Origin of the sequence: Dactylosporangium maewongense (genome assembly GCF_039531485.1) — a bacterium.
In the GTDB taxonomy this organism is placed as follows: Bacteria; Actinomycetota; Actinomycetes; order Mycobacteriales; family Micromonosporaceae; genus Dactylosporangium; species Dactylosporangium maewongense.
On record NZ_BAAAQD010000001.1, the window covers coordinates 459,053 to 474,261 of the forward strand.

Annotated in this window: 12 protein-coding genes; 9 read left to right on the forward strand and 3 right to left on the reverse strand. The window is 73.6% G+C overall.

The annotated features are described in order from the left end of the window. Positions 1–63: 63 nt before the first annotated feature. A complete protein-coding gene (locus tag ABD332_RS02045; protein ID WP_344498862.1) occupies positions 64–2,964 on the reverse strand; it encodes an ATP-binding protein in 2,901 nt (966 codons plus the stop codon). Positions 2,965–3,028: 64 nt separating this feature from the next. Here ABD332_RS02045 and ABD332_RS02050 point away from each other — a divergent pair, with 64 nt between their 5' ends. Continuing rightward, entirely contained in the window at positions 3,029–3,880 is an 852-nt protein-coding gene (locus tag ABD332_RS02050) for a PIG-L family deacetylase (protein WP_344498864.1), read from the forward strand. A gap of 35 nt (positions 3,881–3,915) precedes the next feature. Here ABD332_RS02050 and ABD332_RS02055 read toward each other — a convergent pair whose 3' ends face one another. Next, positions 3,916–4,770 (reverse strand): IS5 family transposase, encoded by an 855-nt coding sequence (locus tag ABD332_RS02055; RefSeq protein WP_344498865.1) that lies wholly within the window; start codon positions 4,768–4,770, stop codon positions 3,916–3,918. A gap of 166 nt (positions 4,771–4,936) precedes the next feature. Here ABD332_RS02055 and ABD332_RS02060 point away from each other — a divergent pair, with 166 nt between their 5' ends. Beyond that, complete coding sequence (locus ABD332_RS02060; RefSeq protein ID WP_344498866.1) at positions 4,937–5,827, forward strand: expansin EXLX1 family cellulose-binding protein; 891 nt, start codon at positions 4,937–4,939, stop codon at positions 5,825–5,827. A 4-nt stretch (positions 5,828–5,831) separates the two neighbouring features. Here ABD332_RS02060 and ABD332_RS02065 read toward each other — a convergent pair whose 3' ends face one another. Further along, positions 5,832–6,779, reverse strand: coding sequence for a methionyl-tRNA formyltransferase (locus ABD332_RS02065; protein WP_344498867.1), 948 nt, complete (start codon positions 6,777–6,779; stop codon positions 5,832–5,834). A 199-nt stretch (positions 6,780–6,978) separates the two neighbouring features. Here ABD332_RS02065 and ABD332_RS02070 point away from each other — a divergent pair, with 199 nt between their 5' ends. The 7 genes from ABD332_RS02070 (at position 6,979) to ABD332_RS02100 (ending at position 15,186) form a co-directional block, all read left to right on the forward strand. Continuing rightward, on the forward strand, positions 6,979–8,310 hold the full coding sequence (locus ABD332_RS02070; protein ID WP_344498869.1) for a lysine N(6)-hydroxylase/L-ornithine N(5)-oxygenase family protein: 1,332 nt from the start codon (positions 6,979–6,981) through the stop codon (positions 8,308–8,310). A 104-nt stretch (positions 8,311–8,414) separates the two neighbouring features. Next, positions 8,415–9,467, forward strand: a complete 1,053-nt coding sequence (locus tag ABD332_RS02075) for a FecCD family ABC transporter permease (RefSeq protein WP_344498871.1) — start codon at positions 8,415–8,417, stop codon at positions 9,465–9,467. Beyond that, positions 9,464–10,567 carry a FecCD family ABC transporter permease gene (locus ABD332_RS02080; RefSeq protein WP_344498873.1) on the forward strand — a complete coding sequence of 368 codons (1,104 nt, stop codon included), beginning with the start codon at positions 9,464–9,466 and terminating at the stop codon, positions 10,565–10,567. Before ABD332_RS02075 ends, ABD332_RS02080 begins: the two co-directional genes overlap by 4 nt. A 73-nt stretch (positions 10,568–10,640) precedes the next feature. Continuing rightward, positions 10,641–11,447: an ABC transporter ATP-binding protein gene (locus ABD332_RS02085; RefSeq protein ID WP_344498875.1), complete on the forward strand. Its 807-nt coding sequence runs from the start codon at positions 10,641–10,643 to the stop codon at positions 11,445–11,447. A gap of 30 nt (positions 11,448–11,477) precedes the next feature. Then, positions 11,478–11,717, forward strand: coding sequence for an MbtH family protein (locus ABD332_RS02090; RefSeq protein ID WP_344498877.1), 240 nt, complete (start codon positions 11,478–11,480; stop codon positions 11,715–11,717). Positions 11,718–11,728: 11 nt separating this feature from the next. Then, positions 11,729–13,432, forward strand: coding sequence for an ABC transporter transmembrane domain-containing protein (locus ABD332_RS02095; RefSeq protein ID WP_344498879.1), 1,704 nt, complete (start codon positions 11,729–11,731; stop codon positions 13,430–13,432). Further along, positions 13,429–15,186, forward strand: a complete 1,758-nt coding sequence (locus ABD332_RS02100) for an ABC transporter ATP-binding protein (protein ID WP_344498881.1) — start codon at positions 13,429–13,431, stop codon at positions 15,184–15,186. The genes ABD332_RS02095 and ABD332_RS02100 overlap by 4 nt, the downstream gene beginning before the upstream one ends. Positions 15,187–15,209 lie beyond the last annotated feature (23 nt).

Here is a 15,209-nt window from a genome sequence, read left to right on the forward strand (position 1 = left end):
GGGTAAATATCGTTCCCCTTGCGTACACCTGTTGCTGGTTGGCCGTACACCTTCAGGCGGGGCTCAGGGCAGGGTGAACGTGAAGGTCGTGCCGGTGGGGTCGGCCGGGCTGGCGGCGATCGTGCCGTGGTGGGCGTCGATGATCGCCTTGGTGACGGCGAGGCCCAAACCGGTGCCCTTGATGCCGTGGGCGAGGGCCGTCGAGGCGCGGAAGAAGCGGGTGAAGAGCTGCTGGTACTGCTCGGCGGGGATCCCGATGCCGGTGTCGGTGACGCTGACCGACGCGGGGCCCTCAGTGCCGGCGGCGGTGGCGGCGACCGTGACGGTGCCGCCGCCCGGGGTGTACTTGACGGCGTTGGACAGCAGGTTGTCCAGCACCTGCCGCAGCCGCGCCGGGTCGGCCCGCACGGTGAGGTTCGCGGCGGCGTCCAGGCGCAGCGCGACGCCCTTCGCGTCCGCGGCCGGCCGGTGGTCCTCGACCGCCTCGCGCAGGAAGCGGGTCAGCGGCACCGGCCGCGGGTCGACGGCGAGGCTCGCGCTGCCGAGCCGGGCCAGGTCCAGCAGGTCGTCGACGAGTTGCTGCATGTGGCTGCTGTGCCGGCGGATGACCTCGCCGTAGTGGCGCACGTCGTCGCTGACGCCGGGCTCGTCGCCGATGATCTCCGCGTACCCGAGGATCGTGCCGATCGGGTTGCGCAGCTCGTGGGACACGAGCGCGACGAGGTCGTCCTTCATCCGGTCGACCTCGCGCAGCCGCCGCACCTGCTGCCGCTGCTCGGCGAGCAGCTCCTCCCGGTGCTCGGCGAGGATCCGGCGCTCGGTGACGTTGGTGCTCATCCCGTCCAGGAACAGCCGCCCGCCCTCCCGCCGCGGGACCGCGCGGGTCCAGACCCAGCGGGTGACGCCGTCGAAGCCGGTGACCCGCACCTCCATCTCCGCCGGCTGGTCGGCGGCGAGCGCGGCGTGGAACCCGCCGTACAGCACGTGGTCCTCCGGGTGGACCCGGTCGGTGAGCGCCATCGCGAGGTCGGTGCCGGCGGGCACCGGCGAGCCGAAGACGCCACCGCCGTCGGGGCTCGCGTAGACGGAGCGGACGGACCGGTCGGGGAGCACCTCGACCGTCCACACGAAGTCGTTCACGTTCGCGACGACCCGGTCGAAGTCGCGGCGCGCGGCGGCGAGGGCGGTGCTGAGGTCGTCGGCGCGCAGCCGCTCGATGTGCCGGGCGATGTGGGCGCAGACGCCGTCGAGCATCGCCAGGACGTCCGGGTCGGGCGGGACGAGCCGTTCGGTGGCGAAGACCAGCACGCCGAGGACGGTGCCGCCGCTGAGGACCGGCAGCCCGATCGCGGCGTGCAGGCCCGCCGCCAGGGCGTCGTCCCGACGCGGCGACGGGTACGGCAGCTGCCCGATGTCCCCGAGCCACTGCGGCCGGCCCGTGCTCCAGACGCGGCCGATCATGCCGTCGCCGGGGCCGGCGGGCGGCGCGTCGTCGACGAACGCGGGCCGGGCCCGGCCGGGGGAGACCCACACCCCGAGCCGGTCGGCGACGCCGGCGTCCGGGTCGACGTGCCAGTACTCGCCGAGCGCCCAGTCGAGCGCGACGGTGACCGCCTCGACGACGGCGCCCGCCGCCTGCGCCGCCCCGGCCGCGGTCGTCAGCGCCTCCGCGACCGCGAGCTGCGCGCCGCGCAGCCGCTCGGCCCCGTGCGCGTCGGTGATGTCGTGCATCGCGACGACCGCGCCGAGCCGGCCGCCGTCCGGGGCGTCGATCGGCTGGCCGTTGCACAGGAACCGGCGCTGCGGGCCGCCGGGGTCGCCGACGACCATCTCCTCGCCGTGCACGTGCTCGCCGGCGAACGCGCGGGCGAGCGGCACCTGGTCGGGCCGCAGCCGGCGCCGGCCGTCGGCGGCGTAGAGCTGGTAGGTGCCGGCCCAGATCGGCGCGCTCGTCGGCTCGACCGCCACGCCCGGGTGCGCGTCGCGGAACGCCCGGTTGACGGTGGCGATCCGGCCCTCGCCGTCGCAGGCGACGACGGCGGTGTCGAGGCTGTCCAGCAGTGCCCGCTGGAAGGTGCGCTCGGCGTCCAGCTGCCGCCGCGCGGCCTGCCGCGGGCTCAGATCGTGCACGAACGCGTGGATGACGGGTCGGTCGCGCTCCACGTACGGCTGCCCGATGACCTCGATCGGGAACCTGCGACCGGCCCGGTCGACCGCGGTCACCTCGAGGGTGCCGGCCGATCCGCTCCCGGCGGCCCTGGAGGTCTCCGTCAGCCACGCGGCGAACGCGTCCCGTGACGTGCCGGCGACGACCACACCGACCGGCCCGCCCAGGGTCTCCGCCGCTGACCGGCCGAACATGCGCTCCGCGGCGAGGTTCCACGCGAGGACCGTGCCGGCGGCGTCGAGCGACACGAACGCGTCGGCGGCGCTGTCCAGCACCGCCTGCGTCCGCGTCGAGGCGAGCAGCAGCTCGCTGTTGGCCAGCCGCAGCGCCAGCTCGACCTCGGCGGCGCCGGCGAGGTCGGCGACCGTGTCGAGGTCCTCGGCGCTCCACTGCCGCGGCGCGTCGTCGGCCACGCAGAAGCAGCCGAGCACCTGCCCGTCGGGGGTGCGCAGCGGGTACCCCACGAAGGCGGCGACCAGGTCCGGCCGTTCGGCGGCCCGGATCACCAGCGGCGCGCCGTCGTCGACCACGGTCCGGCAGGAGGCCTGGGCGAGCGGGGAGTCCCGCGCGCCGGTGGGGCCGGCGGCGCTCACGAACACCTGGCGGTCGGCGTCGACCAGCGACACCAGCGCGGCCGGCACCCCGACCGCGCGCCGCGCGAGCCGGGTCAGCCGGTCCAGCGACGGCACCCCGCCGGCGTGCAGGAGACCGGTGGCGTGCAGCGTCTCCAGGCGCGCCGGATCGCCGGCGCGGCCCGCGGCTGCCGCGCCCGCCGGTCGTGACCCACGCCCCCGCACGCCACATTATCGGCAGGCCCGGCGTGGACCTGAGCCGCGCGCGCGAGTGGATAGGGTGGGTCGCATGGCAGAGCGACCCTTGACGCTGATGGCAGTGCACGCACACCCCGACGACGAGGCGACCGGCACCGGTGGCGTGCTGGCGAAGTACGCCGCGGAGGGCATCACGACCGTGCTCGTGACCTGCACCGACGGGCGCTGCGGCGACGGGCCCGGCGGGGTGAAGCCGGGGGAGCCCGGGCACGACCCCGATGCGGTGGCCGCGATGCGCGCCGAGGAGCTCGAGGCCGCCTGCGCGGCGTTGAAGGTGTCGCACCTGGAGCTGCTCGGCTACCCCGACTCGGGGATGATGGGCTGGTCGACGAACGACGTGGCCGGCTCGTTCTGGACCACGCCCGTGCCGGAGGCCGCCGAGCGGCTCGCCGGGCTGATCCGGCAGTACGAGCCGGACGTGATCGTCACCTACGACGAGAACGGGTTCTACGGCCACCCCGACCACATCCAGGCGCACCGGATCACGATGGCCGCGGTCGAGCTGACCGGCAGCCCCGCCAAGGTGTACTGGACGACCGTGCCCCGCTCCGGCATGGAGGAGTTCGGCCGGACGCTGCGCGAGCTCGGCGTCGAGTTCGACGTGCCGGACCCGGAGCCCGACCCCGCGTCGGACACCGCTCCGCAGGGGCCGCCGATCGGCCTGCCGGACGAGGAGATCACGACGTGGGTCGACACCAGGGCGTATGGGTCGCAGAAGTACGACGCGCTCGCCGCCCACGCCAGCCAGGGCGAGAACATCTTCTTCCTGAAGATGGGCCGGGAGCGCTTCACCGCGCTGATGGGCGTGGAGACGTTCCTGCGGGTGCGTGACACGACCGGCGCGCCGCTGCCGGAGGACGACCTGTTCGCCGGCCTCCGCTGAGTTTTGCGGCGGCTTAGAGCGACCGGCAATAGGTGTCACTTGAGTCGGCGGGTTGTCGGTCGGGTGTCCCAGCGGTAGTGCGTGCGTGCGCGTTGGATGAGTTGACGGATGGTGACGATGGCGGCGGCCAGGTACAGGTAGAAATCGACGATCCTGGCGTCGCGGTCGGTGCAGCGGCGGATCTTGCCGAAGCTGTTCATCCAGGAGTTCGTCCGTTCCACGACCCAGCGTTTGCCGATCTGGATCGGGGCGGGTACGCCCTTGCGGGCGATCTGCGCGTCGAAGCCGAGTTCGGCGAGCAGGTCGCGGCTGCGGTTGTTGTCGTAGCCGCGGTCGAGATGGGCGGTGACCTGCTCAGGCCAGCGGTGGCGTAGTTGGGTGCTGCACGCTTCGAAGGTGTCACGCAGCAGCGGCGAGTCGTGCCGGTTGGCGGTGGCGCCGGTCATGCCGAGTGGGATGCCGTAGCCGTCCACGCCGGTCGAGCGTTTCATGCCGCCTTTGCCGCGGTCGACCGGGGACCGGCCGGCCCGGTCGCCGCCGCACGGCGCTTTCGTGATGGCGCCGTCGGCGCTGACATCGGTCAGGTCCAGGCCGATCATCCGGTCGTAGGCGTCCAGGGCCAGTTCGTGGACCTGCTCGCCGAGACCGGCGTCGGCCCACAACCGCAGACGTCGGCGGATCGTCCGGTCCGAGCAGGCAACCGACGCGACGCGTTCATACCCGGACCCGTGCACCAGAGCGGCGATGACGTGCTCGAACACGACCCGGTCCGGGATCCTGCGGCGGTGACAGCCCAGCGGATGCGAAGGGTCGAACTCGGGTTGCTCAGGCCACAGCGCGGCGAACTGGACCCAGACAGGTTCGAACAACGAAGATGGCAACGCAGGCACGGGACTCCATCGATCACGAAGCGTAGAGAACTCCGATGATCAATGGACCCGTGCCTGTTTGCTACCCCGGGTGCCTACCCGCCGAGTCATGGACCTATTGCCGGTCGCTCTTAAGCGTTCCTTTGGCGGCGGCCCGGCGGTCCGGAGTCCGGCTACGATGCCGATCGTGCTGGACAACCCCGAACCGCAGCAGCCGTGGTGGACGCGCCGCAGCGCGTGGGTGGTCGCGGCCGCCGGTGCCGTCGTCGCCGGCACCGCGACCGTCGCGCTCGTCGCCCAGGCGTCCGGCGCGGCGTGTGCCGCGCCCGCGGCGTCCTCGGGGCAGGCGACGTTCTACGCCGCCGACGGTGGCGGCAACTGCTCGTTCGACCAGGTGCCGAACCCGCTCGTGGTGGCGCTCGGCAACGCCGAGTACGCGGCCGGCGCGGCGTGCGGCGGCTACCTGGACGTGAAGGGGCCCAAGGGCACGGTCCGGGTCAAGGTCACCGACCGCTGCCCGGAGTGCGCCGCCGGGCACCTGGACCTGAGCCGGCAGGCGTTCGCGAAGATCGGCGACCCGGTCGCGGGGGTCATCAAGGTGACCTACAGCCGGGTGACCAGCCCGCCGGTGCCCGGTCCGATGACCGTCCGGGTCAAGGAGGGTTCGTCGCGGTACTGGCTGGCGCTGCGCCTGGACAACACCGGCAACCCGCTGTCGGCGGTGGAGCTGCAGTCCGGCGGCGGCTGGAAGGCGCTGAGCCACACCGACTACAACTACTGGATCGCGCAGAACGGCGCCGGGAACGGGCCGTTCACGGTCCGCGTGACCGACACCGCCGGCCGGCGCACGACGCTGAGCGGCGTGACGCTGACGGTCGGCACCGTGCAGCGACCGGGCGCCACCGCGGCCGCGCCGGCGCCGTCGAAGACCCCTCCGGTCAGCAGGTCCGCGGCGTCGCCCGCGCCGGTGTCGCCGGAGGCCGTCGCCGCGTCCGCCCCGGAGGAGACCGCCGGTGTGCCGGCGACCCCTGAGGCCACTGAGGCCACTGCGGCGCAGCCGCCGGCGCGGTGCGGCTGAGCGGTCACCGCCGGGCGGTGAGGTATCCGCCCATGGTCGTGAAGTAGTCCTTGGCGGCGAGCTCGGTGCCGTCCTCCGTGCGGATCCGCTCGACGGCAAGGCCGTGGCTGCGGCCTCGGCGGGCCTCGGCGCCGGCAACGACGACGACGGCGTCGCCCTCGCGGATGAAGATGCGGCCCGGGGTGCCGCCGTAGACGCCCTTGGACACCGACGCGGCGACGATCCGGATGCGGTGGCCGCGGTGGTACGTGAAGGCGTTCGGGTACGGGTCGGACTGGGCCCGCACGAGCCGGTCGAGGTCCTCCGCCGGCCAGGTCCAGTCGATGCGGCTGTCCTCCTCGGCGCGCTTGTGGAAGAAGCTGGCCTTGGAGCGGTCCTGCGGGGTCCAGTCGGTGCGCCCGGACGCGATCAGGTCCAGGCCGTCGACGGTGATCGGGCCGAACAGGGCGAGGGTCTTGTGGAACAGGTCGGTCGTGGTGTCGCGGTCGCCGACGGGGACCGCCCGCTGCAGGACGATGTCGCCCGCGTCGAGCTCCGCGTCCATCATGTGCGCGGTGACGCCGACCTCACGCTCGCCGTTGATGAGGGCCCAGATCAGCGGGGAGAAGCCGGCGTAGGCGGGCAGCAGCGAGTCGTGCACGTTGAGGGTGCCGAGGCGGGGCAGCTCGAAGATCTCCGGCGGGATCCAGGTGCGCCAGTTGGTGGCGACGATCACGTCCGGGTCCGCCTGCTTGAGCCGGTCGAGCAGTTCGGCGTCGCCGGGCCGGTCCCGGATGATCACCTCGACGCCGTGTCCGGTCGCGAGGTCGGCGACGGAGTCGTTCCAGATCCGCTCGTACGGGTGGTCGCTCACCGGATGGGTCACGACCAGCGCGACCTCGTGCTCGGAGGCCAGCAGCGCCTGGAGCGTGCGATGCCCCCAGGTCTGATATCCGAACATGACGACGCGCATGGGGCCTCCCAGATGAGTGACGGCATTCGATGCCATAGCCTTCGATCGGGAGTTAGGTTAGTCTACCCTTCATTCACGTGGTAGCCGCAGGGTGGTCGTGACAAGCGCGAAAACTAAGGTTAGGCTTCCCTAACTCCTCGCCGGTCGGTGGTGGAGGCGGAGCGGTCGAGCCGGGCTCGACATGGACGATGGGACTGCGATGCCAGAGCCGCGCGGGGATCAAGGACCGGTCTTCGATCTGGTCGGGGTGGGCTTCGGGCCATCGAACCTGGCGCTCGCGATCGCCGTGCAGGAGCGCGCCGCCGCCGGCGGCACGCCCGTGAGCGCCGTGTTCCTGGAGCGGCAGGCCTCGTTCGGCTGGCACCGGGGCATGCTCATCGAGGACGCGACGATGCAGGTCTCGTTCCTCAAGGACCTCGTCACGATGCGCAACCCGACCAGCTCCTTCAGCTTCCTGTGCTACCTGCAGGAGCGCGGCCGGCTCATCGACTTCGTCAACCACAAGAGCCTGTTCCCGCTGCGGGTCGAGTTCCACGACTACCTCGAATGGGCCGCCGCCCGCGTGGACGACATGGTCCGCTACGGCCAGGACGTCGCCGCGGTCCGCCCCGTCTTCGACGACGACACCATCAGCGCGTACGACGTGGAGACCCGCGACCGGACGGGTGCCCGCCGGACCGTCCGCGCCCGCAACGTCGTGCTCGCCAGCGGGCTGCGCCCCGCCCTGCCGCCGGGCATCGAGGCGTCGAAGCGCGTCTGGCACAGCCGCGACCTGCTGACCAATGTGGACGATCTGGCCGGCGCCGACCCGTCCCGGTTCGTGGTCGTCGGCGCCGGGCAGAGCGCCGCCGAGGTCACCGCGTTCCTGCACGAGCGCTTCCCCTCGGCCGAGGTCTGCGGCGTGCTGTCCCGCTACGGCTACAGCCCCGCCGACGACAGCCCCTTCGCCAACCGCATCTTCGACCCCCTGGCCGTCGACGACTACTTCGACGCCTCCGCCCAGGTGAAGTCGATGCTGCTCGGGTACCACGCCAACACCAACTACTCCGTCGTGGACACCGACCTCATCGAGGCGCTCTACCGCCGGGTGTACCGGGAGAAGGTCCTCGGCTCGCAGCGGCTGCGCCTGCTCAACGTCTCCCGCCTCACCGCCGCCGAGGAGCTCGGCGACCGGGTCGCGGTCACCGTCGAGTCGATGCTCACCGGCACCCGCACCGTGCTGGACGCCGACGTCCTCGTCTGCGCCACCGGCTACACGCCCGCCGACCCGTTCCCGCTGCTCGGCGAGCTCGCCGGCCGGTGCCACTACGACGATGAGGGGCGCGCGGTCGTCGAGCGCGACTACCGCATCCGCACCGACGCGAGCGTGCTGGCCGGCATCTACCTGCAGGGCGGCACCGAGCACACGCACGGCATCAGCTCGTCGCTGCTGTCCAACACCGCGATCCGCTCCGCGGAGATCCTGGAGTCGGTCTGCGATCGGCGCCGCGCCTCCGTGCCCGCACTGTCCGGGTCGGGCTCCTACGCGTGAGCCGGTCGACCACACCGGAGCCGCCGGGCGCGGCGGTCCTCACCGCGGGGCCCACTGGAGGGCCCACCACGGCACGCCCGCTGCCGGCACCCGGGCGTGCCGTGGTGCCGGACCTTCAGCCGGCCGCCGCCGGGAAGAGCAGGCCGGCCGGGCTGGCCGCCACGAACGCCCGCCGGGCGGGGTGGCTCGCCGGGTCCGTCGGCGTGCTCGCCGTGGTCTGCCTGCTGAGCATCGCCGTCGGCACCAAGAACCTGTCCCCGGCGACGATCTGGGACGCGTTCGCGCACTACACCGGCACCGGCGACCAGTCGATCGTGCGGGACCTGCGGGTGCCCCGGACCGTGCTGGCGATCCTCGTCGGCGCCTCGCTCGGCATCTCCGGCGCCGTCATCCAGGCCGTCACCCGCAACCCGCTCGCCGACACGCAGGTCCTGGGGATCAACGCGGGCGCCGGGCTGTTCGTCGTCGTCGCGATCGGGCTGCTCGGCCTGTCGAGCATCACCGCGTACGTGTGGTTCGCGTTCGCGGGTGTCGTCGTCGCGATGCTGCTCGTCTACGCCCTCGCCGCCGTCGGCCGGGGACCGGCCACCCCGGTGCGGCTGCTGCTCGCCGGCGTCGCGCTCGGCGCCGTGCTCGACGGCATCGCCTCGGGCGTCCGGCTCGTGCGCCCGCGCGCCTTCTACTACCTGCGGTTCTGGGACGTCGGCGCGCTCACCGGCCGCGGCTGGGACGTCATCGGCGCCGTCGCGCCGTTCGTCGTCGCGGGGCTCGTCCTCGCGCTGCTCGTCGCCCGGTCCCTCAACACCGTCGCGCTCGGCGACGACCTCGCCCGCTCCCTGGGCGCCGGCCTCGGCCGGACCCGCGCCGGCGCCGTGCTGTCGGTGACGCTCCTCGCGGGCGCGGCGACCGCGGCGGTCGGGCCGATCGGCTTCGTCGGCCTCATGGTGCCGCACGTGGCTCGCTGGATCACCGGCCCCGACCAGCGCTGGATCTTCGCGTTCACGCTCGTCGGCGGGCCGGTCCTGCTGCTGTCCGCCGACATCGTCGGCCGGGTCGTGCTGCGCCCCGGCGAGCTGCAGGCGGGCATCGTGACCGCGTTCATCGGCGCGCCCGTGCTCATCTGGCTCGTCCGCCGCCGCTCGGCGAGCGCCCTGTGAAGCCGCTCGTGTCGCCGCCCGTGGCGAAGTCCACAGTGGATCCGGCGGCGCGGCGGCGGACCGTCGACTTCGGACGGACGGTGCTCACGCTGCGGGCCGGGCGGGGCGTCTCGGTGCGCGCCGGGGTGCGCGTCGCCGTCACCTGCGTCGTGCTGCTGCTCGCCGCCGCGGCGTTCGCGGTCCTCGCGCTGGGCACCGGCGAGTTCACCGCGACGCCCGCCGAGGTGCTGCAGGCCCTGTCCGGCGACGGGTCCCGCGCGGTGCGGCTCGTCGTCGTCGAGTGGCGGCTGCCCCGGGTGCTGCTCGCGCTGCTCGTCGGCGCCGCGATGGGCGTCTCCGGCGCCATCTTCCAGGCGCTGACCCGCAACCCGCTCGGCAGCCCCGACATCCTCGGGTTCAGCACCGGCGCGTACACCGGCGTCCTGGTCTGCGTCGTCTTCATCGGCAAGAGCTACCCCGCGACCGCCACCGCCGCGCTGGCCGGCGGGATCGCGACCGCCGTACTGGTCTACGTGCTCTCGCTGCGGCGCGGGGTCCAGGGCTTCCGGCTCATCATCGTCGGCATCGCGGTCAGCGCCGTGCTGAGCTCCGTCAACCAGTGGTTCATCATCAAGATGGACCTGCAGACCGCCGTCGCCGCCACGATCTGGGGCAAGGGCACGCTCAACGGCCTCGGCTGGGACCAGGTCACGCCGGCCGCCGCCGCGATCGGCGCGCTGTGCCTGGGGGTGGCGGCGCTCGGCCGGCGGCTGCAGGTGATGGAGCTCGGCGACGACGCGGCCGCCGCGGTCGGCGTCGGGGTCGAGCGGACCCGCCTCGCCTACCTCGCGCTCGGCGTCGCGCTCATCGCCGCCGCGACCGCCGTCGCCGGGCCGATCTCGTTCGTGGCGCTCGCCGCGCCGCAGCTGGCGCACCGGCTCGCCCGCACCGCCGGGATCGCCCTCGTGCCGTCCGCCGCCATGGGCGCGCTGCTGCTCATGGCGAGCGACTTCGCGGCGCAGCGGGTGTTCGCGCCGACCCAGCTGCCGGTCGGCGTGGTCACCGTGTCCATCGGCGGCCTGTATTTCGTGTGGCTGCTGGCCCGCCAGGCGAGGAGATGAGCATGAGTGGAGGGCCGCGAATCATGTGGCAGGTTGAGTCGGGGCGTCGCCGGAGCGCAGCGGAGGTGGCGGCATGACCCGGTTGCGCGCCGACCGCATCACCGTCGGCTACGACCGCAGGACGATCAGCACGGACCTGGACCTCGCCGTCCCCGACGGCCGGTTCACCGTGATCGTCGGCCCCAACGCCTGCGGCAAGTCCACGCTGCTGCGCGCGCTGTCGCGGCTGCTCACCCCGGCCAAGGGGCAGGTCCTGCTGGACGGCAGGGCGATCCACGCCTACCCGGCGAAGGAGGTCGCCCGCCGGCTCGGGCTGCTGCCGCAGTCGTCCGTGGCGCCCGACGGCATCACCGTCGCCGAGCTCGTCGCCCGCGGCCGGTTCCCGCACCAGCGGCTGCTGCGCCAGTGGTCGGTCGACGACGAGGCCGCGGTCGCCGCGGCGATGGCCGCGACCGGCGTCGCCGAACTGTCCGGCGAGCTGGTCGACACGCTGTCGGGCGGCCAGCGGCAGCGGGTGTGGGTCGCGATGGTCCTCGCCCAGCAGACCCCGATCGTGCTGCTCGACGAGCCGACGACGTTCCTGGACATCGCGCACCAGGTCGAGCTGCTCGAGCTGTGCCTGCGCCTCAACCGGGAGCAGGGCACCACGATGGTCGCGGTCCTGCACGACCTCAACCACGCCTGCCGCTACGCCGATCACATCGTGGTGATGAAGGCGGGCGTCGTCGTCGCTGAGGGCGACCCGCGGGAGGTCGTGACCGGCGACCTCGTCGAGGACGTCTTCGGCCTGCCGTGCCGCATCATCCCCGACCCGGAGACCGGCACGCCGCTGGTCATCCCGCGCGCCGGCGCGCTGCACGCGGCCACCGCAACGCTCTGAACCGACCTTGTGAGAAGGGAACCATCAAGCATGTCCAGCAACCCGTTCGACGACGAGAACGGCACGTTCTTCGTGCTCGTCAACGACGAGGAACAGCACTCGCTGTGGCCGACGTTCGCCGCGGTGCCGGCCGGCTGGCGGATCGTCTTCGGCGAGAGCGGCCAGACCTCCCGCCAGGAATGCGTGGACTACGTCGACCGCCACTGGACCGACCTGCGGCCGAAGAGCCTGCGGGACAGTATGGCGCAGGACGTCGCAGCGGCCGTCTGACGATGCCGCCGATGACCGGATCCCGCATCCTGCGGCGCTCCCTCACCCGTAACCGGGCCCGCCTCACCGCCGGCACCGGCCTCATCAGCCTGCACCAGCTCGCCGAGGCGACCGTGCCGGTCCTCATCGGCGTCGGCATCGACCGTGCCGTCGCACCCGGCGACGGCACGGCGCTGCTGCTGTGGGTGGCGGCGCTCGCCGCGCTCTTCGTCGGCCTGCACCTGTGCTACCGCTTCGGCGCCCGCCAGCTGATGCTCGCCATCGCCAACGAGGCGTACCTGCTGCGCGGCGAGCTGGCCGCGAGGATCGTGCACCCGCGCCGGCTGCGCACCGACCTGCGCGCCGGTGAGCTGCTCACGGTGTCCAGCACCGACGCCGACAACGTCTCCTACCTGCTGGACTACGTGCCGCGCATCGCCGGCGCGATCACCGCGACCGCCGTCAGCGCCGCCGTGCTGCTCGCCGTCGACTGGCGGCTCGGCCTCGTCGTGCTGGTCGGCACGCCGGTTGTGCTCGTCGGCATGCAGTTCGCCGGCCCGCTCATCACCCGGCGGGTCACCGAGCAGCAGGAGCTTGCCGGCAAGGCCACGGCGCTCGCCACCGACCTGGTCAGCGGGGTCCGTCCGCTGCGCGGGCTCGGCGCCGAGCGGGCCGCAGCCCGCCGCTACCGCGACGTCAGCCAGGCCTCGCTGCGCGCCGCGCTGCGGGCCGCCGGCACCCAGAGCCGCTACCTGGCGTTCTCCACCGCGGGCAGCGCGCTGCTCGCCTGCGGGGTCGCCGTGCTCGCCGGCTGGTTCGCCCTGGACGGCCGGATCAGCGTCGGCGAGTTCATCATGGTGATCGGCCTGGCCCAGTTCCTCCTGGAGCCGATCGGGCTCCTCGCGATCGTGCCGAGCTGGGTCGCGGAGGCGCGCGCCTCCGCGGACCGGTGCGCCCTGGTCCTGGGTGCCGACCTGCTCCTGCCGGCGGGGGCAGAGCAGAAGACCGTCGCAGAGCCGCATCTTGTACTGGCGGCGGTGCGCCACGGCACCCTCGAAGGCCTCGACCTGACGGTGCGCCCCGGCGAGTTCGTCGGCGTGGTGACCCCCCGCTCCGCCGACGGCGAGGCCCTCGTGCGGCTGCTCGCCGGCGGTGTCCCCCCGGACGAGTTCGAAGGGTCGGTCACGCTCGGCGGGGTGGCCCTCCACGACCTGGAGCCGGCCGGCGCACGGGCGCTCATGCTCGTCGAGCCGCACCACACGGACCTGTTCACCGGCACCGTGGCGGCCAACGTCGCCCTGCTGGAGGACGGCGGGGCAGCGGACCAGGCAGGAGATCAGGCAGCGCTGGCGGCCGCGCTCGAGGCGTCGGCCGCCGCCGAGGTCGTCGACGGCCACCCCGACGGGATGCTGCGGCACGTCGCCGAACGCGGCGCCACCCTGTCCGGCGGGCAGCGGCAGCGGCTCGCCCTCGCTCGCGCGCTCCTCGCCCGCCCGCCGATCCTCGTGCTGCACGACCCGACCACCGCCGTCGACACCGTCACCGAGCACTCGATCGCGCGGTCCGTCCGCGCGCTCCGGCAGGGCAGCACCACCGTCGTCATCACCAGCAGCCCCGCCATGCTCGCCGTCACCGACCGGGTCGTCGTCGTCGACGACGGCAGGGTGTCGGTCGAGGGCGGCCACGCCGAACTCGGCGCGACCCACGACGACTACCGGAAGGTGGTACTACGGTGAACCAACTTCCGATCGCCGACCGGCGCGAGACGCTGCGCTGGCTGCGCGGTGAGCTTCGGGCCCGGTGGGGGGAAGCGGCCGGCGCGTTCGCCGTCGGCCTGCTCGCCGCCGCGGCCGGCGTCACCCCCGTCTACGCCCTCGGCGTGCTCGTCGACCGGGTCCGCGCCGGCGCGCCCGCCTCCGACATCGTCGGCATCACGATCGTCATCGTCGTCGCCGCGATCGTCGCCGGCGTCACCACCGCCCTGTCGAGCTACCTCATCGCGCGGCTCGGCGGCCGGATCCTCGCCGCGCTGCGGGAGGACGTCGTGGCCCGCGCCGTCACGCTGCCCGCGACCCGCCTCGAACGGATCGGCAAGGGCGAGCTCATGTCGCGGGTCGGCCCGGACGTCGCCGCGGTCAACAAGGCCGTCACGGACGTGCTGCCGACGATGACGTCCTCGGTGCTCCTCGCGGCGCTCAGCGTCGCCGCGATGGCCGGCATCGACTGGCGGCTCGGCCTCGCCGGGCTCGTCACCGCGCCCCTGTACGTCCTGGCGCTGCGCTGGTATCTGCCGCGCTCCGGCCCCGGCTACGCCGTCGAACGCGCCGCCGTCGGCGAACGGTCCCAGCTGCTGCTGGAGAGCGTGCAGGGGCTGCGGACCGTGCACGCGTACCGCCTGGAAACCCCGCACCTGCGGGGGATCGACGCCGCCTCCGCCCGCGCCCGCGACGTGTCGGTGAACGTGTTCAGCCTCTTCACCCGCTTCGTCGGCCGGATCAACCGGGCCGAGTTCGCCGGGCTCACCGTCATCGTCGTCACGGGCTTCCTGCTGGTGCGGGACGGCTCGGTCACCGTCGGCGGGACCGCGGCCGCGGCCGTGCTGTTCCACCGGCTGTTCAACCCGGTGTCGATGCTGCTGTACACGTTCGACGAGCTGCAGGCGGGCGGCGCCGGCCTGGCCCGGCTCGTCGGGGTCGTCACCATCCCCGACGAGCGCCCGGCGACCGTCGAGGGACAGTCCCCCTCGGACAGTTCGCTGGAGCTGGCCGGCGTCCGGTTCGGCTACCCCGGCGGCCCCGAGGTCCTGCACGGCGTCAGCCTGCGCATCGAGGCTGGGCAGCGGGTCGCGCTCGTCGGTTCCACCGGCGCCGGCAAGTCGACCCTCGCCGCCGTCGCCGCCGGCATCCTCCAGCCGGCCGCCGGGTCGGCGGGCGTCGGCGGGATGCCGGTCGCGCACATGGGCCCGGAGCTGCTGCGCTCCCAGGTCGTCATCATCACCCAGGAGACGCACGTCTTCGCCGGTGAGCTGATCGAGGACCTGCGCCTCGCCCGGCCCGGCGCGACCGACGCCGAGATCGACGCGGCCCTCGCGACGGTCGGCGCCGCCGACTGGGTCCGCGCGCTGCCCGAAGGGGTGCGGACCGTCGTCGGTGAGGGCGGCCACGAGCTGACCGCCGCCCGCGCGCAGCAGATCGCGCTCGCCCGGCTGGTCCTGGCCGACCCGGCCGTCGCGATCCTTGACGAGGCCACCGCGGAGGCCGGCAGCTACGGCGCCCGCGACCTGGAGGACTCCGCGCTCGCCGCGACCGCCGGCCGCACCACGCTCGTGGTCGCGCACCGGCTCACCCAGGCCAGGTCCGCCGACCGGGTCGTCGTCCTCGAGGACGGCCGGGTCGCCGAGGAGGGCGGCCACGACGAGCTGCTCCTGGCCGGCGGCCGGTACGCGCAGCTGTGGGCGGCGTGGGAGTCCCGCACGCCCACCTTCCCGTAACCGTACGAAATCACATAGAGGCA